Source organism: Acinetobacter sp. 1000160, assembly GCF_000588715.1.
Classification (GTDB): domain Bacteria; phylum Pseudomonadota; class Gammaproteobacteria; order Pseudomonadales; family Moraxellaceae; genus Acinetobacter; species Acinetobacter courvalinii.
Genome location: NZ_JFWP02000004.1, coordinates 424,962 through 443,957 on the forward strand (window position 1 = coordinate 424,962; position 18,996 = coordinate 443,957).

The following is an 18,996-nucleotide window of genomic DNA, read 5'->3' on the forward strand; positions in this document are numbered from 1 at the left end:
TGGTCAAAGGTGTGTATGCATATTTTATTTATTGGTTATGGTAAAACATCTCAGCGTGTCGCTAAACACTTATTTGAGCAAGGACACCACATTAGCACAATAAGTCGCAGTGCAAAAACAGATTGTTACGCGACCCAGTATATTCAGGACATTCATCAACTTGATTTGACCGGGCTGGCGCCTGTAGAGGTGGTGTATGTGATTCTGGCGCCTTCTGAAAGTGGGATTGAGGCTTATCAGCAGACCTATGTCGATAGCGTGGAGCCGATTGCTCAGGCCTTAAAAGCCCATCCGGTGCAACGTATCGTGATTGTATCCTCAACCCGCGTCTATGGCGAAAATGCAGGGCAACGTATTGATGACGAGAGCGAGATCCATCCTGCTGATCCACAAGGTGAGCTATTGCGACGTATGGAGTTGCTGTGGCAGCAGCATTACCCACAACACAGTATTATTGTTCGTCCTACAGGTATTTATGGCACTTCAATTGCCCGACTGAAAAAACTGGCTGAGCAAAGCCCGACTTATCCGACTGTTCATTATAGCAACCGGATTCATATTGATGATCTGGCTAGGTTTTTAGCATTACTGGTGAATTTGGTTCACGTTGAACAGAGCTATATCGTCACCAATAATCGACCGCTTCCGATGCATGAAATTCTATTGTGGTTCCAACAGCAATTGCATTTAGCGCCTTTAAAGTTGCTTTCGGACCGACCGAGCGGCAAGCAAATTTATGCCACCCGCTTGCCAAAAACCGGATTTAAATTTGACCATTTGATTTGCTTTAATGACTACGCTGCGGCCTTATCTGTCCATAGTAATGAAAAATAATTCGATTACACTGTAAAGAACGCTTAAAGAGTTGGTATGGATTTTGAACTTAAAATACCAACAGATTCCGCAAAGGAACTGCCTGAATTAAGCACGGGGTTTGCTGCAAGGCATAAAAGGTGAAACATGAAAAAAATAATCTGCATGAGCCTGCTTGGATTGATGACGACAACGGGCTGGGCGGCAGAGCAAAGCTGGTGTGTATTTGATCCTTTAAGCACGCAAGGCGATATTAGTCGCCGTTTACAAGATGTGCGGGCCTACGCCTTAAAAAATCAGGTGCAATTAAAACTAAAAATCTTTAAGAATGAAAAGGATGCAATACGCTCATTTGAGCAAAAGCAATGTTCTGGTCTGGTCGCTTCGAATTTCAATACCTATCGCTACAATCGTTTTATGGGCACCACCGGGGGAATTGGACTCATTCCGAATAATCGGGTGGCTCGGGCTTTTCTACAACTGCTGAATCATTCCAATATCGAAAAGCGTATGGTGGCAAAGGATTATGAAGTCCTGGGCATGATTCCGATTGGAACGGTTTATATGATCATGAACACACAACAGATCAATAAGGTTTCACAATTACGCAATAAAACCATTGGAATCCTGGCAGATAATCCGCCGCAACTGGCACTGGTACAAAGTGTTGGCGCCAAACCGATATATGTCGATTTTTCCAATGCAGTGGATTCATTCAAGCATAAAAAGATCGACATTCTGGCAGCGCCTGCGTATGGCATACTGCCTTATAATCTTAAAAAGGAATTTGGTGAGACGACGCAGGTGGTGAATTTTCCTGTGGCTTATTTTGCAATGAATGTGGTCATCCGGCCACAAGCTTATCCGGCCGGATTCGGTCATCAGATACGCGACTGGTTTGTGAATAACAGTAATGTATTAGCCGCGCAGGCGATCCAGTGGGAAAACCATTTACCCGCTTATTACTGGGCAGATATCTCGGGCTATGAAAAGCAGGGGTATGATGCGTTAGTGGCTAAAATCAGTAACCGTTATGTCGATGCTGAGTATTACGATGGCTACTTTGTCGAGCTGATTAACCGCTTGCGCTGTCAGGATGATCCTAAATATCTGGCATGCCGCCGTTAACAGTGTAGGGAAAAGGCAACCGAAGTTGCCAGTTCTATCATGCATTGGCCGTGAGTTTCGAGAAGCTGATTTGCTTTAAGTTAAAACACCTTCGCGTAGTAGAATGCTGACCGCATGGGTGCGGTTATGCGCAAGTAATTTCTTGACCGATGATTGGATATACTGGTTAATGGTTAATTCGCTAATAGCCAGCGCATCAGCAATTTCCTTACTTCTTTCGCCCAGTGAAACTCTTTTCATGACTTCGAGTTCTCTTTTGCTGAGACGATTTTTTAATTGCAGGGCTGTACCACCCGCCATATATTGACCCACCAGCTGTCCAAATTGGGTGAGCGCTTGCAGTAAAGCTGGATTCAGCTGTGTCTCATCACTAAATTGGGTGCTGCAAATAAATCCTAATACGGCAGAACCATTACAGATCGGCGTGACGGTCATGGCTTGTATTTTATTGGCAATTTGATAGCGACTACTGACCATTTTTAGGAAATCGATACCTTGGCAAAAATGAGCCTTACGCTCCTGTATGGCTTGATAAATAATAGGAATAGAACGGATATCATCTCGTATTTCACTGATGTATTCGAGTCGTTCACTTTCTATTGAAATAATCCCTTCTCCCAGAAAGCCAAATGCAGAATAGCGTGACAGTGTGGCATTTAACATCGGGAATAGTGCCATATAGATCTTTAATATCATAAAGAGTTGTTCTTCATGGCTTTTTGCCAATTCAATTTGTTGCACCTGTTTAATTATTCTAGAAGGTGGAATCAATTTTTATCCTCCTTTTTAGGGAATTGTTGCTCTAGAAATCGGGAATATCCGTATCCGATTCAAGCTCCTATGATGAATTTGTAATTAAGATTCAAAAGGAGTATTTGAATATGATAAAAGCAGCCTTAGACACAAGCAATGTATTTCTGGATGCAGTCGTTGTCGGAGCAGGCTTCTCGGGACTCTATATGTTGTTAAAACTAAGAGAAGCTGGGTTTAAAACCCTCGCTTTTGAAAAAGGTGAGGGTGTCGGTGGCGTCTGGTATTGGAATCGCTATCCTGGTGCAAAATGTGATACAGAAAGTTTTTCTTATAACTATACCTTTTCTGAAGAATTGTTTCAGGAGTGGAGCTGGTCTTCACGTTACCCAGAGCAACCCGAAATTTTAGCTTATCTCAATTATGTGGCTGATAAATTTGATTTAAAAAAAGATATTCAGTTTAACCAAACGATCATCTCGGCACATTTTAATGCGCGGAGCCAGCGTTGGGATATTCGCACACAGGATGGACAACAGTTCTCGGCGAAATATTTCATTTCTGGTGTCGGTTGTTTGTCTGCATCAAACATGCCTGTCATTCAAGGACAACACCTCTTTAAAGGGCAAGCCTACCATACCGGACATTGGCCTCACGAAAAGGTCAACTTCAAAGGCAAGCGCGTCGGTGTTATTGGAACAGGTTCAAGTGGTGTACAAAGTATTCCAGAGATTGCCAAAGACGCTGAACAGTTATTTGTTTTCCAGCGCCCCCCGCAATATGTGGCCCCTGCCAATAACCGTCCTTATTCAGAGCAGGAACGCCAGCATATCAAGAACAGCTTTCAGACATTGAAGGCACAAATGCATCAAACCATGTTTGGTATGCCACAAGATCCTCCGAACAAGTCTGCAATGGAGGATAGTGTAGAGCAGCGTCTACAGGTATTTGAACAGGCTTGGGATAAAGGTGGTTTTTATCTGGCAACCTCCTATAACGATTTGTTGCTGAATGAACAATCTAATGCTGCAATTGCTGATTTTTTCAGAGATAAAATTGCTGAAAGCATTGAAGATAGTGAAATTGCGAGACAGTTGCAGCCTCAATATTACTATGGAACCAAACGTCCAATCTTGGGGGCACAGTTCTATGAAACGTTTAATCAGCCCCATGTGAAATTAGTCGATATTAAAGAAAATCCCATTGTGGCAATCGACGAGTCTGGTTTGCAAACGGTCGATGAGCATTTTGAATTGGATATTCTGGTGTATGCAACGGGATATGATGGGATGACGGGGCCATTGTTTAAAATGGATATTCGTGGTGTTGCCGGTATTTCGTTGCAAGATAAATGGGAAAACGGTGCAGCGACCCGAACCTATCTTGGGCTCAGCACTGCCGGCTTTCCAAATTTCTTTATGATTACAGGACCCGAAAGTCCGTCTGTACTCAGCAATATGCCCTTGTGTATTGAACAGCATGTCGACTGGATTACAGATTGCCTGAACTATATGCGGAATTGCGATTATGACCTGATTGAAGCTTCTGTGCATGCTGAAGAGCAATGGAGTGCACGCTGCCAGGAAATTGCAGAATACACTTTATTTACCAAAGCCGAGTCATGGTATACCGGTGCCAATATTGCCGGTAAACCGCGACGCTTCCTGATTTATTTGCCGGGTATTGGACCGTACCGTCAGCTCTGTAAAGAAATTGCAGCAGATCAATATCGGGGATTTCAATTTAAACAAGTCGACAGCCAACAGGCAGTAAGGAGTGCTTAATCATGAATTTTAAGGGTAAATTTGGCATTGTCACCGGTGCAGGAAGCGGGATTGGTAGAGCAACGGCTTTATTGTTATGCCAACAGGGGGCACAGGTTTTATTGGTTGACTATAACCGTGATGCCATTCTTGAAACCAAGCAGTTGATTGAAGATGAGAATGGTATTGCCTACTGTAAACAGGCCAATGTGGCAAGTTATGCAGATGTACAAGCCTATGTGGAGCAGGCGAATGATTTGTTCCCAAGAATTGATTTCTTTCATAACAATGCGGGGGTATTGCAGCGACCTTCGTTATTACATGAAACCGAAGAAATTGAAACCGAACGTGTGCTGAATGTGAATTTAAAAGGCGCGTACTGGGGAATGCAAACCGTCTTGAAACAAATGCTACAGCAGCAATCAGGTGCTATTGTCAATACCTCGTCGCATGCAGGAATTCGGGCTGAACCTTATTTGGCAATTTATGCGGCGAGCAAACATGCACTGTCAGGGCTAACGGTATCGGCTGCACATGAGTATGGGCAGTATGGCATACGTATTAATGCCGTCTGCCCGGGAGGCGTGGATACCAATATGATTAGCGGCATGGTAAATGACGGTGATGCCTCTCGTTTAGGGCCTTTGCGCCGTTTGGCTTCAGCGGAAGAAATTGCCAATAGCGTCGTGTATCTATTGTCAGATCGTGCGTCTTATCTCAATGGTGTCTTGCTGCCGGTAGATGGCGGTTTGGCCAGTTAACTTGCATGATTAGGTAAAGGATTGAACAACATGAGATATGTTCATAAAGAATTACAGCCCGTATTGGCACAACTCCCTGAGTTAACAATGAGTGCAGCGCACATGCCCGCTATCCGCCAGTTTTTGAAAGATCATTTAATTGGAGAGTCAAAGCCTCATGCTCAAGTGGAACGCTTAGAACAAGCCATACCTTCTAGACAAAAAGGTCGTGATATCCGGGTGCTGATCTATCGGCCTAAACAAATCCGGCCTGTATCTCCTGCATTATTATGGATACATGGGGGTGGGTATGTGATGGGAATACCTGAAATGGATGCAGCACTGTGTGAGCGCTTTGTGCTTGAGGCTGGCTGTCAGGTGATTGCTGTCGATTATCGTCTGGCGCCTGAGTACCCTTATCCGGCAGCGTTGCAAGACTGCTATGACAGTTTGTGCTGGATATCTGAAAATGCGACTACGCTGGATATAAATATTGACAAGATTGCGGTCGCTGGCGCAAGTGCAGGGGGAGGCTTAACCGCTGCGCTTAGTTTGCTGGCTCGGGATCGTCAAGGTCCCAAGATTGCTTTCCAAATGCCACTTTATCCAATGATTGATGATCGGCATCTGACATGTTCCAGTACGGAAATTCAGGATAGCCGCGTCTGGAACGAGCAATCTAATCGCAAGGCCTGGGATATGTATCTGGGAGAGATTCCAGCACAGCAGATTCCCTGTTATGCAGCGCCAGCACGGGCTGAGGATTATGCTGTTTTACCACCGACCTATACCTGTGTGGGAGATCAAGATCCATTTCGGGATGAAACCCTGACTTATATTACAGCGCTGGTAAAAGCTGGAGTACCCACTGAGTTTCATTTATATCCCGGTTGCTTTCATGGTTTTGAAGGATATGCACCACAGACGGTCATCGCCCAACAGGCCATACAACAATATGTTCAGGCACTGGCAAATTTTTTTCATGACTAGCGTGCTGTCTTGACCTACTTTATACAGAAATAAAAAAGCAAACCGAGGTTTGCTTTTTTATCTCAATATTTAAGTTTTATCTAAGTGCTTTGCTTTATGCTTTCTTACGTTTTAAACGACGTTTGGCTTGTTGTGACGCCACGGCTTCCAATGCTTCAGCCAGTTCTTCATCGCTAAAAGTGGTGATGTGCTGCAACATTTGCAAGGTGGTTTCATCCAGTACCAGTTGGGCACCTGCAGCCATTTCGCTGAAGTTGTCATCATATTCAATGAAGCCTTGTTCATTGTTACGAATATAATTTTGCTGGGTCAGCACTTTAATAAAGCTCTGGAATAATGCTTTATCGAAGAACTCTGGCGAGTTGAACTCATACAGCACAGACAGTCGCTGACCCAATAAATGGCTTAGCTCTTCAACCTGCTTGGTCGAGATATTGCCTGAACCGCGTTGGGTAATCAGGGCTAGCGTCATGTAGTAACGTTCTAGGCTCTGTTTGACTGGCATTGCCAAAGTCACCAGTTTCTGATGTTCTTCACTGTTTGGTGTTGGGCTAAACAGATTGCCATCGTGATCCTGGAAAATCAGGCCAATCTTCACCAAAGCATCGATATAGCTATCAATCTGCTGCTGCAAGTCGCTTGCTTGCCACTTCATAAACAGTTCAGCTTTCAAGAATGGATATAAGGTGCGAATCACGTTACTTAAATCATTCTTGTGAATTTTTCCGTTGTGCTCAACCAGAGATGCGACCAATGACGGTAACACAAAGGCATGCAAAATATTATTACGGAAGTAAGTCAGCAACACGGCCTGATTATCTTCAATCGCAATAATATCGCCCAGCACGTGTTGTACACGTTTGATCAGCTTCAGCTTGAGACCATAGGCAACGATTTCTTTACCTGATAATGAGGTCACTTGAGTGCGTTCATCATAAGGTTGCTGGGTGGCCAGATCACGATAGATGTCGAGTTGTTTGGCACAGATCTCTTCATCTAAGGTGTGTTTCGGTGTCGCCAATAAAATTAACGAGAGCAATGAAACCGGATTAATCACGACAGCGCGGTTGATATTTTCCAGAATCAGATGCGCTGAGTCTGCAACCACGGTTGAAATCTCGGTCGAGCTTGGTACGTCAGTCGGGTTTTGTTCTACATTATTCTGTTTCAGGATGTCATTCAGGAATACCGGTTCGCCGAAATTCACATGCACTTTACCGAAGATACGTTCAATTTTGCGTAAGGTTTTAACAATACCAAAAATGGATTCGGCTTCTTTCGGTTTACCTTGCATTTCACCGACATAGGTTGAGCCTTCCATCAGACGCTCATAACCGATATAGGTTGGTACGAATACGATCGGTTTGGCCGGGCCGCGTAAATGCCCTTGAATGGTCATTGCCAGCATACCGGTTTTTGGCGGGAGTAAACGCCCTGTACGTGAACGGCCACCTTCAATGAAGTATTCGATTGGGGTGTTGCGCGATAAGATACTGTATAAATATTCTTTAAATACAGAGGTGTAAAGCGCATTGCCGCGGAAAGAACGGCGAATAAAGAAGGCACCGCCCCCACGTAATAACTGACCGACAAATGGTAGATTCAGGTTATCACCGGCTGCGATATAGGGAATCATCAAGCCACGTTTATAAATCACGTATGACAATAATAAATAATCGATATGGCTGCGGTGACACGGGGTGTAAACGATTTCATAGTCTTTTGCTAGTTCACGGACCGTACTGAAGTTATGTACTTCAACGCCGTCATAGAGCTGTGTCCATAAACGGGTCAGGGCCATATCGGCAAAACGGACTGCCGAGGCAGAATAATCCGAAACGATCTCATTGACATAACCGATGGCACGACGTTCTGCCTCAAGCATGCTGATTTTATGCTGGATGCTTTCACGACGAATCGCATCTTGTACTTCAGGAGATTTGATCACCGATTGCATAACGTTACGACGATCCGATAAATCGGGGCCGAGCACCACTTCACGCTGTTGATCGAGGTAAGTATCTAATGAGCTGGCAATATAGGTAGCGGGTGAAACATTCGGGTGATTGCTCTTGGCATAGTCAACCAGTTCACGCAACGATTGCGGCTCATGAAACTCTAAATAAGACTGGCGGCCATGTAGGCCAATATTCATTAACTGCTTGACGGTACCTGGGGTTGCCCAGGTATCAGAGAATAAGAGTTTGAACCAGGAATCTTCTTTATCTGGTGAACGTCCCCAAAGTACGGTTACAGGCACCAGCTGAATATCCACTTCAGGGTGCTGTTCCAGTGCTTCAACCAGTTGTAATAGGCGAGGAGGGAAGGTTTGGGTATTAAAGAAATTATTTTCGTTATGATGTAAGAACAGGACGGAGTTTTTTTCTTGATACGATCCAAAACTCAAAGGGTCTAGCGCGGGTTTTAAATTGAGGCGACGGGTTTCTCCATCGACCACCAAGGCGTTACTACGCGAATAATTCTGTAAAACATAGCAGACTAGCTTATTTGATTCTGTTGTCTGTTGCTCGGCTGTGGTGGATTCTGTAGGAACTTCACCAAGAACATGTGGGGTGACCACCAGGTCAAGTAACTTACTCGAAAGTTGGCGATACATTTGACCAAATCCAGTCTTGGACATTACAAACTCCTAAATCATAATCCTGGCATCGATTCATGAAGAACACGACATTCTGCGGTATTCTGACATAAAACGGTATGTTATTTTCTGACAGAATATAGCGTATTTGGTAGATTTTATCGTTAAAAATCGTATTTTTAGCAGTTATAAATACGATTAACGTGACGGATGAATCATTTTATCCTGAGCATTGTTATCTGAATTTGTGGCACAATCACAATGATCAACCCTGAAAGGATTGGTTGATCTCTCCTCATTGATGTTGGAAGAATATTACATGAATGCGTTAACTCAAGAACTGGTTGAACTTTTGACTCTGGAAAAGCTGGAAGAGCATATTTTCCGAGGCAATAGCCGCAATCTGGTTGGCAAACGAGTATTCGGTGGACAGGTTCTTGGACAAGCCTTGAGAGCAGCGTCATATACCACAGATCGTCCAGCCCACTCCCTGCATGCTTATTTCCTCTATGGCGGCGATGTGAATGCGCCGATTATCTACGAAGTTGATCCACTTCGCGATGGTAAGAGTTTTGCCAGTCGGCAGGTTCGGGCTATTCAGCATGGACGTATTATTTTTTCTGCGATGGTCTCTTTTGCCAATCCCGAAGAGGGGCTGAACTATCAGCACAAAGAGCCAGAATACCCGTTGCCTGAGAGCTTAAAGTCTGAAAATGAGCTGAAGGAAAGCCTGATTAATTTTGTGCCTGAAAATGTGCGTGCCAGCTTTATGCGTGAACGCCATGTCGAGATTCGTCCAACCCAGCTGATCAATCCGTTTCAGCCGCAGCCCGAAGCGCCGTTTTATGCGCATTACATCCGGACTCATGGCACGATTCCGCAAGATCTGGATGAAATTTCCTTACATCAGGCCATTGTCGCGTTCTATTCTGACTTTACCCTGATGACCACGGCGTTACGTCCGCATGGTTTATCCTGGATTTCGCCGAATCTGCAATGTGCCAGTATCGATCACACCATTTATTTCCACCGTCCGCTCCGGGCTGACGAATGGATGCTCTATGAGATGGAAGCAACCGTGAGTGCCAGTTCGCGTGGTCTGAACTTTGGGCGGATGTGGCAAAATGGTCAACTGGTCTGTAGTACAGTCCAGGAAGGTTTGATTCGGCTCAGAGAAATCGAAACCCAGTAAAAAATAAATCCACATTAAGGCCATCATTCTGATGGCTTTTTTTATCATAAAGATGTGACAAAAAATTGCTCGATTCTTCAACATGAGCATGCCATAGTACGGCTAAGTTAAAAGATTTTATCCATTCACAATGAATCTAAATACACAAATTTTAATTGCCGCCGTGCTCGGTGTAGCCTTTGGTTTTCTGCTGATTGCTTATCCGCAAACGGCATTTGTTGACTACAGTCTATATGGCCTGGGGGTGTTGAGTAGCATTTTTATCGGCTTGTTGAAAATGCTACTGATTCCACTGATCTTTAGTTCGATTGTGGTGGGTGTTTCTAATTTGCAGGCGGGCGGTCAATTCGGTCGGGTCTGGAAAATTACCGCATTGAGCTGTTTAACCACGACGACTTTAGCTTTGATTTTAGGAATCAGTTGTGCGCATTTATTCGATGTCGGTAAAGGCGTGGATATCCAGCTGTTTCAGGCTGCCATGGATAGTCATCAGACTCCTGATACCTTAACGCCATCTAGTTTCTTTACTACTTTTATTCAAAATACCTTGATTAATCCATTTAAGGCCTTTAGTGAAGGCAATGTGCTGGCCGTGGTGGTGTTTGCCCTGTTTCTGGGTGTGGCTTTGGTCAAGGGCGGGGAACGTTTTACTTTGGTCCGCAACATCAGCCAGCAATTTTTTGACATCATGATGATGCTGGTCGGCTGGGTAATGAAGCTGGCACCAATTGGTATTTTTGCACTCTTGGCGAAGTTGATTGCGACCGAGGATCTGTCGGTACTGAGCCGTTTGGTCGAGTTTGCGGCGGTGGTGACGGGAACCACCATTTTCCACGGTGTGGTGGTATTACCTGCCTTACTGTGGATTTTTGGGCGCATGAATCCGATCACCTTTTTCAGAGGGGCGAGAACCGCCCTGGTCACCGCCTTTGCCACCAGTTCCAGTTCTGCCACCATGCCTCTGAGCATGAAGTGTGCGCAAGAAAACCTGGGGGTCCGACCACAAACGGCAGGTTTTGTCATCCCGCTTGGGACGCAGTTAAATATGGATGGTACGGCGCTCTATGAAGCTGCTGCGGCTTTATTTATTGCCAATTTAATGGGTCTGGATCTCAGTCTGACGCAGCAAATTATTGTCTGTTTAACCGCCATGATTGCATCATTGGGGGCGCCGGGGATTCCAAGTGCGGGTATGGTGACCATGATTATGGTGCTGCAATCGGTAGGCTTACCTGCGGAAGCGATTGCCATCTTATTACCGATTGACCGTGTGCTCGATACTGTACGTACCGTAGTAAATGTACAGGGTGACATGATGATCAGTGTGGTGGTGGATCGCTATGCCAAACAGGCAGAAGCTGAGGCAAGCTAAACTGAATTGGAATAAAAAAAGCAGGAGATTATTCCTGCTTTTTTATGTTTTAAGCTTTAAGCGGCTTGTTGTAAAGCACGTTTTGCGGCTGGTGAATTGTTTAAGTAATTCACGGCATCTTGAGTATTGCCTTCCTTAACAGGGTCGTACCACGGCATCAAATAGTCAAGCTGTTGTGCCACCAACCATGCAGGGCCGGGTAAGATTTTAGAATCTTTTAATGCTATCTTGGACCATTCAATCCAGATCCATGGCTTGAACACACTTGGTTTTTTATCAGCAAAACGTGGGTCTTGGCTCATGATATGGGCTGCGCCGTCAACCCAGAGTCCTAAGACACCCGCAATGACTGCAACACTCAGGTAGTAACGTGCGAGATAGCCCCCACCTAAATGACGGTAAAGATCAAAAGCTACCGTACGGTGTTCGATTTCTTCCGACCCATGCCATTTGATCAGGTCAAGCATTTCAGGATCGGCGCCCAGTTCTTCCCAGCGTTTGTTGTAAAGCGCATATTTACCGAGTACACAGGTCATGTGCTCAACGGTGGCAATCACACCGAGACGGAACAGATCCCATTGATGATCCAGCGCTTTCGGGATTTCTTTGCCGAAAGGTTTATCTGCCAAAGCTTTGGTAAATAAGAAGTCCATAATGTCGAGATTACGCTGAATATCGATATTGCGCTGGCTGAGATATTCCTTGTTGGCAGAGGTATGGGCCACAGCATGCATGGCTTCTTGACGAATAAACGCCTGCACATCCTGTTTTAGTTTTTCATCGGTAATTTCAGGCAGGACTTTGTTATATAAACGACAAAACCAGAACTCACCAGCAGGTAAAATGTTGTTAATTTCATTAATAAAATAGCTGGCAAATGGCTGGTTTGGAATCCAGTCCACTGGTGTATTTTCCCAATCAAATTTGACTTTGCGCGGGAGGATTTTATAGTCAATCGAAGAACCAAGTTTGCTCTTCACAAATGATAGTAATTTCATTGTTGTTTAGTCCTAATCGATAGTGCAATGAACCAACACTAAGCAGTATATGAAAACTGCCTAGTGTTTGTGATTAGCAATACGGGACAATTAAAAATTATTTAATGCATCAAGTTGCATAAAATGCATGTTTTATTGTTCTACATCAGTTTCCGAGGCTTCAGGGATCTGATCAAGGTCAAATTCAGTCGGTTGATCGAGGGTGAAATTCAAACGTCCCGCCATGACACTGGCCAGTTCTTCTAGGCCGATCCGGTTCAAGGAGGAGAACAACTGAATCGAGAAATCAAGTTTCATCTTTTTCAATTGCTGTTTAACTTCTAATAGCACTTTATTGGCTGGGCCACGGTTCAGCTTGTCGGCTTTGGTCAGCAGGATATGTACGAATAAATGACGTGAATGTGCCCATTCCAGCATCATCAGGTCAAAGTGTTGTAAGGGATGACGAATATCCATCAATAACACCAGACCTTGCAAACTCTTACGATGGATCAGATAGTTTTCCAGCTCTTTCTGCCAGACGATTTTCATGGCTTCCGGAACAGCTGCATACCCATAACCGGGTAAATCGACCAGACGTTGATCAGGATTACCCAAACTAAAAAAGTTGATCATTTGAGTACGACCAGGTTTTTTAGATGCGCGCGCCAGTTGCTTTTGGTTGGTTAAGGTGTTGATCGCACTGGACTTGCCGGCATTAGAACGGCCAGCAAATGCAATTTCATAGCCTGTATCTTCTACGCACAAAGACAGTTTTGGCGCACTCATCAAAAATTCAGCTTGGCGTAACCAAGTCAGAGACTGTACTGCGTATTCAGTCACTGCAGGGTCAGCTTTTTTCTCATAACTGATTTTTTGTTTCGGAGCGAGTCTGGCTTTGGTGTCTTTGGATTTTTCACTGCGACGCATAGAAGCTTACTTTTGAATTGAAATAGCAACGACCATTATAAAGGATGTGACGGCTTCGTGCGAATCTTGATGTTGAAGCGCTGTTTAGGCTTTCTGCGACAACTCTAAAAAATTGATTTCTGAATGGATCGGAGAAGGAACAATACCCTGCTGAACCACTTCACCGAGCGTATATTGATTCAGGCTTTGATAAAAGCTTTCCAGTGCCTGATCTAAAATACCCTTCAGGCCACAATGGGAACGTAATACGCAGGGCGGGGTATTGCACTCTACGATTTGCTGGTTGCCTTGCAGGGTGCGGACAATTTCGCCCAATTTCAGGCTTTTGGCTTCTGGGTTTAGGCGAAGACCGCCTCCCTTGCCGCGAATGGTGACAATCCATTGCTGCTTGCCCATGAAGTGAACCACCTTTACCAGATGATTTTGCGACACATGCAAGTCTTGCGCGATATCTGCAATCGTATAGGGTACATCACTCGGACGAGCGACATACATCAGGATTCTGAGTGCATAATCTGTAAACTTATTGAGTTGCATGGGGTTTGACTCAATCTGCCGCGATAAATGGAAAAGGCTAGTCTATCACAGGCTAGCCTTATACAAAAACGCGCCACAGTTTAGCTAAGCTTAACACCGCCAGTACCAAAGGCTTCGCTGTGAATATTTTCAGCTGGAATACCACGTGCTACAAGCGCCTGATGTTGCGCTGCCATAAATGGCATCGGCCCACATAAATAGTAATCGGCATTCACTGGCAGTAGCGCAGCATCCATTGTACCTAGATCCAGACGGCCAGCGACATCATAATCTTCACCGAGCACATCAGATTCATGCGGGAACTCATAAGCAGTGAATGTACTCAAGCGTGGATATTTGCTTTTCAATTCCTGAATATGCTGCTTCATGGCATGCACCTGGCTACTGCGGCAGGCATGAATAAAGCTCACCGGTTGTGGCATATCTAAAGTCACTAGTTGATTCAGCATGGCAATCATTGGGGTTAGGCCGACACCCCCACTGATAAAGACATTGCGTTTGTTGCTATCAATTAAATAGAAGTTGCCTGTGGGTGCAGATACTTCAATTTCCGAGCCTTCCGCTAAACCATGTAAGGTGCTTGAGACCCAACCACCAGCAAGTTCGCCTTTTTCATCCTCACGTTTCACCGAGATACGCAGGTAATCTGCTTGTGGGCTGGTTGAAAGGGTGTACTGACGCGGCTGTCTTAAGTTTAGTTCAGGCACAAATACGCGAACTGAAATGTATTGTCCTGCTTCATATTTGGGTAATTCGCCCCCATCCACAGGTGCAAGGTAGAACGAGGTGATTTCGTCGCTTTCTATAACTTTTTTGGCGATTTTGAAATTGCGCCAGCCCAACCAGCTACCTTTGGTTTGTTGATGCTGCTCATAAATTGCTTTTTCAGTACTGATAAATAAATCAGCCAGTTGACCATAAGCCGCAGCCCATGCACCAATTAGCGGATCTTCCATGGAAATATTCAGTACTTCACTAATCGAATGCAGCAGGTTTTCACCCACGATGCCGTAATCTGGTGACTGGATGTTTAAGCTGACATGTTTATGTGAAATCAGTTCAACCACAGGTAAAAGTACAGATGGATCTTCAATGTTTTCTGCATAAGCTAAAACTGCCCCCGCAAGCGCCTGTGCTTGCGCACCGCTACGTTGATGTCCCATGTTAAAGGTTTCTTTTAAATCAGGGTTATTACCCAACATGCGGTTATAAAAGTATCCAGTCAGCGCTACGCCGTTTTCACGGAGAACGGGAACAGTGGCTTTTACAAGGTCAATTTGCTGCGGAGTCATTGTTGATCTCTCTTGGCTATCATTTATAAGGTGTATTTAAAATATACCTTTAAGAATGGATTTGCAATGCTAAATTAAATAAAAGCCATAAAAAAATTAAGGGATAATAAATTATCCCTTAATTTTCAAAGCAGTATCACTTTATTTTTTGCCGAAAAGAGAACCGAGTAGACCACGCACAATTTTCTGTCCAGTACTACCGCCTAGACTACGCGCGGCACTTTTGGCAAATGTTCCCACGATATCCTGTGTCAGTTTTTCACGGTCACGTTGTGCTTTTTCAGCAGCTTTTTGCTGTTCACGGGCAAAACGCTCTTGCTCTTTGGCTTGTTGCTTGGCGAGCGCTTCCTGTTCTTTACTTTGTTGTTTTGCCAGATCGTCAGCCTCTTTCTGCTGGGATTGTTGCAATACTTTCTTTTGCAACATTTCATAGGCGCTATCCCGATCTACCGCTTGATCGTAAACACCCGCGACGATGCTTTGTGAAATGATCACTTGACGTTCTTCGGGACTGATCGGCGTAAATGATGAGTAGGGCGGCATGACCCAGCCCCGCTCTACGATTTGCGGTGTGCCTTGTTCATCCAGACAGCTAATTAATGCTTCGCCAACCGCGAGCTCGGTAATGGCTTGATCCACTTTAAATTCTGGATTGGCGCGGAAGGTGTCCGCGGCAGTTTTAACAGCTTTCTGGTCTTTAGGGGTAAACGCACGTAAGGCATGTTGTACGCGATTGCCGAGTTGTCCTAAAACGCTTTCCGGTAGATCCAGTGGGTTCTGGGTAATAAAGTAAATCCCGACCCCTTTAGAACGGATCAGACGTACCACTTGTTCAATCTTCTGTTGCAAGGCTGGGCTGGCATTGTCAAAGAGCAGGTGAGCTTCATCAAAGAAGAATACCAGTTTGGGTTTGTCCATATCGCCGACTTCTGGTAGTTGTTCGAATAGCTCTGACATCATCCACAGTAAGAAGGTGGCGTACAGTTTTGGCGTGTTCATTAGCTTGTCGGCCGCTAAAATATTAATGTAGCCATGACCATTGGTATCAGTCTGAATGAAGTCGAGGATATTCAGACTAGGTTCGCCAAAGAACTGTTCTCCACCTTGATCGCCTAAGGCCAGTAAATTGCGTTGAATGGCACCGAGGCTGGCAGGAGAGAGATTGCCATATTCAGCTTTTAGTTCGGCTGCATTTTCACTGACGTAGGTCAGCATGGCTTTCAGGTCTTTAAAATCAATCAGGAGCAGGCCTTGGTCATCTGCAACACGAAACACGGCTGAAAGCACACCTTCCTGGGTGTCATTCAGATTGAGCATTTGTGCTAGAAGTAAGGGGCCGATTTCTGAAATGGTGGTACGGATCGGGTGGCCTTGCTGAGCAAATAAATCCCAGAAAACTACAGGAGAGGCGGCAAATGGGATCGGTTCAAGTTGTAAGGTTTTCAGTCGTTCATCAAATTTAGGGTTACTCTCGCCAGCCTTGGCAAGGCTGGAAACATCGCCTTTGGCATCGGCAAGGAAAACGGGTACACCCAGTCGGGAAAAGCTTTCTGCCAGTACTTTGAGGGTCACGGTTTTCCCTGTCCCTGTTGCACCGGCAATCAAACCATGTCGGTTGGCGAATTTAGAATGCAAAACAATATCTTGTGTTGTATCTGTGGTTTTTTTAGCAATAACGATTGGTGTACTCATTCTTCACCTGTTGTTTTTGATCTCAATCGAGCTGTTTTAATGCATTTTGAATATCTTGGATTAAATCTTCTGGATGTTCTAGTCCTATACAGAAGCGCACCAATAAACCTTGTTGTAAATGTGTATTGTCCAGCGAACGCATCTGCTTTAAATCATAGAGCATGGCCAGGCTGACTGGGCCACCCCAGCTAAATCCAAGTTTAAACAATTTTAAGTTATCACAGAATTGTCGAACCGCCGTCAAGTCATAGTTGGCTTTAAAAATGACACTGACCAGACCTGCGCTTTTGCCGGTGGTACACGTTTCTGACCAGAACGAATGTCCTGCTGAATCTGGTGAGCTCGGGTGTAAAACCTGACTAAATTGAGGCTGTTGCTTGAGCCATTCCAATAACACAAGAGCGCTTTGTGCTTGCTGTTGATAGCGGAGCGACATGTGTGCCAGACTACGTTGAATCTGGGCCGTATCATCGCCTGACACAGATATCCCTTGAATGGCATGCATGCGATACAGCTTGTGATGTAACTGTTGATCACGGGTCACCACTGAACCCATCAGAATATCGCCGCCGCCGCTTGGATATTTGGTCAGTGCGTGTACGGTGATGTCGACCGCCAAATGTTCATCAGAGAAATCGAAGGCATTAAACGCCAGTCCTGCGCCCCAGGTGTTGTCTAATGCAGTCAGTACATTGGCCTGTTGTGCTTTTTTGACCAGATTTTTGAGATCGGGAAACTCTAGCGTGACCGAGCCTGCCGCTTCCAGCCAGATCAGTTTGGCTTTCTCAGTCGGTTGAAAGCTGGCGGCATCAACCGGATTATAAATTTTAACCCTAATGCCATAACGGTCTTGCAAATTATGCAAGTGTTCAAGATTGGGGCCATAGATATTGTCGGCGACCCAGACTTCATCGCCACTGCTTAAAAATGCACTATTCACCAGATTAATCGCAGATAAGCCGCTGGGTGCAAGCAGGCAATAATTGCCGCCTTCTATTCTTGCGATATTGTCGCCTAAGGTAAAAGTGGTTGGGGTGCCGTGTGTACCATAACTATAGTCATAAGCATCGGTCCAATGGCGATCAAAAAGGTGCGCTGTGCTTTTAAAAATAATCGTAGATGCACGAAATAAGGGAGGCTGGATGGTTTCTATGTATTGAGGGGCTTGGCGTGGTGCATGAATGAGATCAGTTTGTGCTTTATTGTGAGATGTCATAGGGCAAAATCAAATCGATATAATGCATCTCAGGTTAAGAGAAAATCATGAAAGCTGCTAGTGCTTTGCTGCTTTTGTACAGAATCGGTACAGATTCGGGTGATCAATAAAAACTGGCTTTATTTTTGCTAAGACTAAGCATCATTCTAACGATAATAGGTTTTCGCGCATGAAGTCGCATTTAAGAGTGCATTATTTTCAGCACATCGCTGGCGAAGGTTTTGGCAGTTGCTACGACTTTTTAAAAGCACATCACGCAAAAATTACCGCAACCGAATTTTTTGCCTTACCTGTCGATTTGCCTTTGGAACTGGAAGCTTTGCCACGCGTAGATGAAGTGGATTTATTGATTATCATGGGGGGCACTATGAGCGTAAATGATGAGGCGAATTATCCCTGGTTAAAATTAGAAAAAAGGTGGCTCAGACGTTATCTGGCGGCTGGAAAACCTGCGATTGGGTTATGTCTGGGCGGGCAGCTGATTGCAAATGCCTTAGGTGCAGCGGTGAGTCGTAACCCACATCAGGAACTGGGCTGGATGGATGTTGGGCGAGCTGCTTACGTGCCTGAGGATTATTTTCAAATCCCAGAGCAATTGAATGTGTTGCAGTGGCATAGCGAAACCTTTGAAATTCCCAAAGGCGCTGTACGTTTGGCTGAGAATAAGGTTTGCTTGAATCAGATGTATCAAATTGGTCGTAATGTACTGGGTTTTCAGTTTCATCCGGAGATGACCCCTCATGCCTTGGCGCTGTTGATCGAGGGAGAGGAGGAGTTGGCGGTTTTTAATGGCACCTATGTACAGCCCATGGCTGAATTGAAAAAAAGCTTGAAACATAAATTTGAACAGGGAAATCGTTTGCTGAATCAGGCGATTGATTATGTGGTCAGTGCCTGAGCTGAGAAAATGCTTAAAAAATGAAAAGAAGAATTGCATAAGACTTAAACAATCGTTATAATGGGCGACCCTCAAAAGGAGGGCGTTTACTACGAAGAAAGTAGTTA

16 protein-coding genes are annotated in these 18,996 nt (G+C 44.8%); 8 read left to right on the forward strand and 8 right to left on the reverse strand.

Annotated features, from left to right (window positions below; translation table 11 throughout):
* The first annotated feature begins 15 nt into the window (after positions 1-15).
* Positions 16-834, forward strand: a complete 819-nt coding sequence (locus tag J699_RS07800; protein WP_032868645.1) for an NAD-dependent epimerase/dehydratase family protein — start codon at positions 16-18, stop codon at positions 832-834.
* 126 nt (positions 835-960) lie between these two features.
* Positions 961-1,941 carry a putative solute-binding protein gene (locus J699_RS07795; protein WP_032868646.1) on the forward strand — a complete coding sequence of 327 codons (981 nt, stop codon included), beginning with the start codon at positions 961-963 and terminating at the stop codon, positions 1,939-1,941.
* Positions 1,942-2,016: 75 nt separating this feature from the next.
* Here the strand turns inward: J699_RS07795 and J699_RS07790 are convergent, their stop codons facing one another.
* Positions 2,017-2,712, reverse strand: coding sequence for a response regulator transcription factor (locus tag J699_RS07790; RefSeq protein ID WP_032882838.1), 696 nt, complete (start codon positions 2,710-2,712; stop codon positions 2,017-2,019).
* Positions 2,713-2,822: 110 nt separating this feature from the next.
* Here J699_RS07790 and J699_RS07785 point away from each other — a divergent pair, with 110 nt between their 5' ends.
* From J699_RS07785 to J699_RS07775, 3 genes are read left to right on the forward strand one after another with little or no spacing between them, the layout of a single operon-like run.
* Complete coding sequence (locus tag J699_RS07785; protein ID WP_032868649.1) at positions 2,823-4,475, forward strand: flavin-containing monooxygenase; 1,653 nt, start codon at positions 2,823-2,825, stop codon at positions 4,473-4,475.
* A 2-nt stretch (positions 4,476-4,477) separates the two neighbouring features.
* The gene (locus J699_RS07780) at positions 4,478-5,215 is read left to right on the forward strand and encodes an SDR family NAD(P)-dependent oxidoreductase (RefSeq protein WP_032868650.1); all 738 of its coding nucleotides are present in this window, start codon (positions 4,478-4,480) and stop codon (positions 5,213-5,215) included.
* 30 nt (positions 5,216-5,245) lie between these two features.
* Complete coding sequence (locus J699_RS07775; RefSeq protein ID WP_032868651.1) at positions 5,246-6,184, forward strand: alpha/beta hydrolase; 939 nt, start codon at positions 5,246-5,248, stop codon at positions 6,182-6,184.
* Positions 6,185-6,278: 94 nt separating this feature from the next.
* Here the strand turns inward: J699_RS07775 and plsB are convergent, their stop codons facing one another.
* Complete coding sequence (gene plsB, locus J699_RS07770; RefSeq protein WP_005282965.1) at positions 6,279-8,825, reverse strand: glycerol-3-phosphate 1-O-acyltransferase PlsB; 2,547 nt, start codon at positions 8,823-8,825, stop codon at positions 6,279-6,281.
* A gap of 277 nt (positions 8,826-9,102) precedes the next feature.
* Between plsB and J699_RS07765 the strand changes: the two genes are divergently transcribed.
* Together J699_RS07765 and J699_RS07760 are read left to right on the forward strand one after the other, a co-directional pair.
* Positions 9,103-9,975, forward strand: coding sequence for an acyl-CoA thioesterase (locus J699_RS07765; RefSeq protein WP_005282967.1), 873 nt, complete (start codon positions 9,103-9,105; stop codon positions 9,973-9,975).
* 130 nt (positions 9,976-10,105) lie between these two features.
* Complete coding sequence (locus tag J699_RS07760; RefSeq protein ID WP_005282969.1) at positions 10,106-11,347, forward strand: dicarboxylate/amino acid:cation symporter; 1,242 nt, start codon at positions 10,106-10,108, stop codon at positions 11,345-11,347.
* A 56-nt stretch (positions 11,348-11,403) separates the two neighbouring features.
* Here the strand turns inward: J699_RS07760 and J699_RS07755 are convergent, their stop codons facing one another.
* The 6 genes from J699_RS07755 to J699_RS07730 form a co-directional block, all read right to left on the reverse strand.
* Complete coding sequence (locus J699_RS07755) at positions 11,404-12,345, reverse strand: metal-dependent hydrolase (RefSeq protein ID WP_005227431.1); 942 nt, start codon at positions 12,343-12,345, stop codon at positions 11,404-11,406.
* Positions 12,346-12,477: 132 nt separating this feature from the next.
* Positions 12,478-13,254 carry a ribosome biogenesis GTP-binding protein YihA/YsxC gene (gene yihA, locus J699_RS07750; RefSeq protein WP_005282972.1) on the reverse strand — a complete coding sequence of 259 codons (777 nt, stop codon included), beginning with the start codon at positions 13,252-13,254 and terminating at the stop codon, positions 12,478-12,480.
* 84 nt (positions 13,255-13,338) lie between these two features.
* Positions 13,339-13,791: an RrF2 family transcriptional regulator gene (locus J699_RS07745; protein ID WP_032868653.1), complete on the reverse strand. Its 453-nt coding sequence runs from the start codon at positions 13,789-13,791 to the stop codon at positions 13,339-13,341.
* An 80-nt stretch (positions 13,792-13,871) separates the two neighbouring features.
* On the reverse strand, positions 13,872-15,083 hold the full coding sequence (hmpA, locus tag J699_RS07740) for an NO-inducible flavohemoprotein (protein ID WP_032868655.1): 1,212 nt from the start codon (positions 15,081-15,083) through the stop codon (positions 13,872-13,874).
* Positions 15,084-15,224: 141 nt separating this feature from the next.
* Positions 15,225-16,775 (reverse strand): helicase HerA-like domain-containing protein, encoded by a 1,551-nt coding sequence (locus tag J699_RS07735; RefSeq protein ID WP_032868656.1) that lies wholly within the window; start codon positions 16,773-16,775, stop codon positions 15,225-15,227.
* Positions 16,776-16,797: 22 nt separating this feature from the next.
* A complete protein-coding gene (locus tag J699_RS07730; protein ID WP_032868657.1) occupies positions 16,798-17,991 on the reverse strand; it encodes a PLP-dependent transferase in 1,194 nt (397 codons plus the stop codon).
* Positions 17,992-18,160: 169 nt separating this feature from the next.
* Here J699_RS07730 and J699_RS07725 point away from each other — a divergent pair, with 169 nt between their 5' ends.
* Positions 18,161-18,889 carry a type 1 glutamine amidotransferase gene (locus J699_RS07725; protein WP_032868658.1) on the forward strand — a complete coding sequence of 243 codons (729 nt, stop codon included), beginning with the start codon at positions 18,161-18,163 and terminating at the stop codon, positions 18,887-18,889.
* Positions 18,890-18,996 lie beyond the last annotated feature (107 nt).

Excerpts from the sequence above, each read along its gene's own strand:
- J699_RS07730 (WP_032868657.1), bottom strand. The coding sequence starts at position 17,991 with ATGACATCTCACAATAAAGCACAAACTGATCTCATTCATGCACCACGC.
- J699_RS07780 (WP_032868650.1), top strand. The coding sequence starts at position 4,478 with ATGAATTTTAAGGGTAAATTTGGCATTGTCACCGGTGCAGGAAGCGGG.
- J699_RS07735 (WP_032868656.1), bottom strand. The coding sequence starts at position 16,775 with ATGAGTACACCAATCGTTATTGCTAAAAAAACCACAGATACAACACAA.
- J699_RS07775 (WP_032868651.1), top strand. The coding sequence starts at position 5,246 with ATGAGATATGTTCATAAAGAATTACAGCCCGTATTGGCACAACTCCCT.
- yihA (WP_005282972.1), bottom strand. The coding sequence starts at position 13,254 with ATGCGTCGCAGTGAAAAATCCAAAGACACCAAAGCCAGACTCGCTCCG.
- J699_RS07745 (WP_032868653.1), bottom strand. The coding sequence starts at position 13,791 with ATGCAACTCAATAAGTTTACAGATTATGCACTCAGAATCCTGATGTAT.
- J699_RS07755 (WP_005227431.1), bottom strand. The coding sequence starts at position 12,345 with ATGAAATTACTATCATTTGTGAAGAGCAAACTTGGTTCTTCGATTGAC.
- hmpA (WP_032868655.1), bottom strand. The coding sequence starts at position 15,083 with ATGACTCCGCAGCAAATTGACCTTGTAAAAGCCACTGTTCCCGTTCTC.
- plsB (WP_005282965.1), bottom strand. The coding sequence starts at position 8,825 with ATGTCCAAGACTGGATTTGGTCAAATGTATCGCCAACTTTCGAGTAAG.
- J699_RS07795 (WP_032868646.1), top strand. The coding sequence starts at position 961 with ATGAAAAAAATAATCTGCATGAGCCTGCTTGGATTGATGACGACAACG.
- J699_RS07725 (WP_032868658.1), top strand. The coding sequence starts at position 18,161 with ATGAAGTCGCATTTAAGAGTGCATTATTTTCAGCACATCGCTGGCGAA.
- J699_RS07800 (WP_032868645.1), top strand. The coding sequence starts at position 16 with ATGCATATTTTATTTATTGGTTATGGTAAAACATCTCAGCGTGTCGCT.
- J699_RS07760 (WP_005282969.1), top strand. The coding sequence starts at position 10,106 with ATGAATCTAAATACACAAATTTTAATTGCCGCCGTGCTCGGTGTAGCC.
- J699_RS07765 (WP_005282967.1), top strand. The coding sequence starts at position 9,103 with ATGAATGCGTTAACTCAAGAACTGGTTGAACTTTTGACTCTGGAAAAG.
- J699_RS07785 (WP_032868649.1), top strand. The coding sequence starts at position 2,823 with ATGATAAAAGCAGCCTTAGACACAAGCAATGTATTTCTGGATGCAGTC.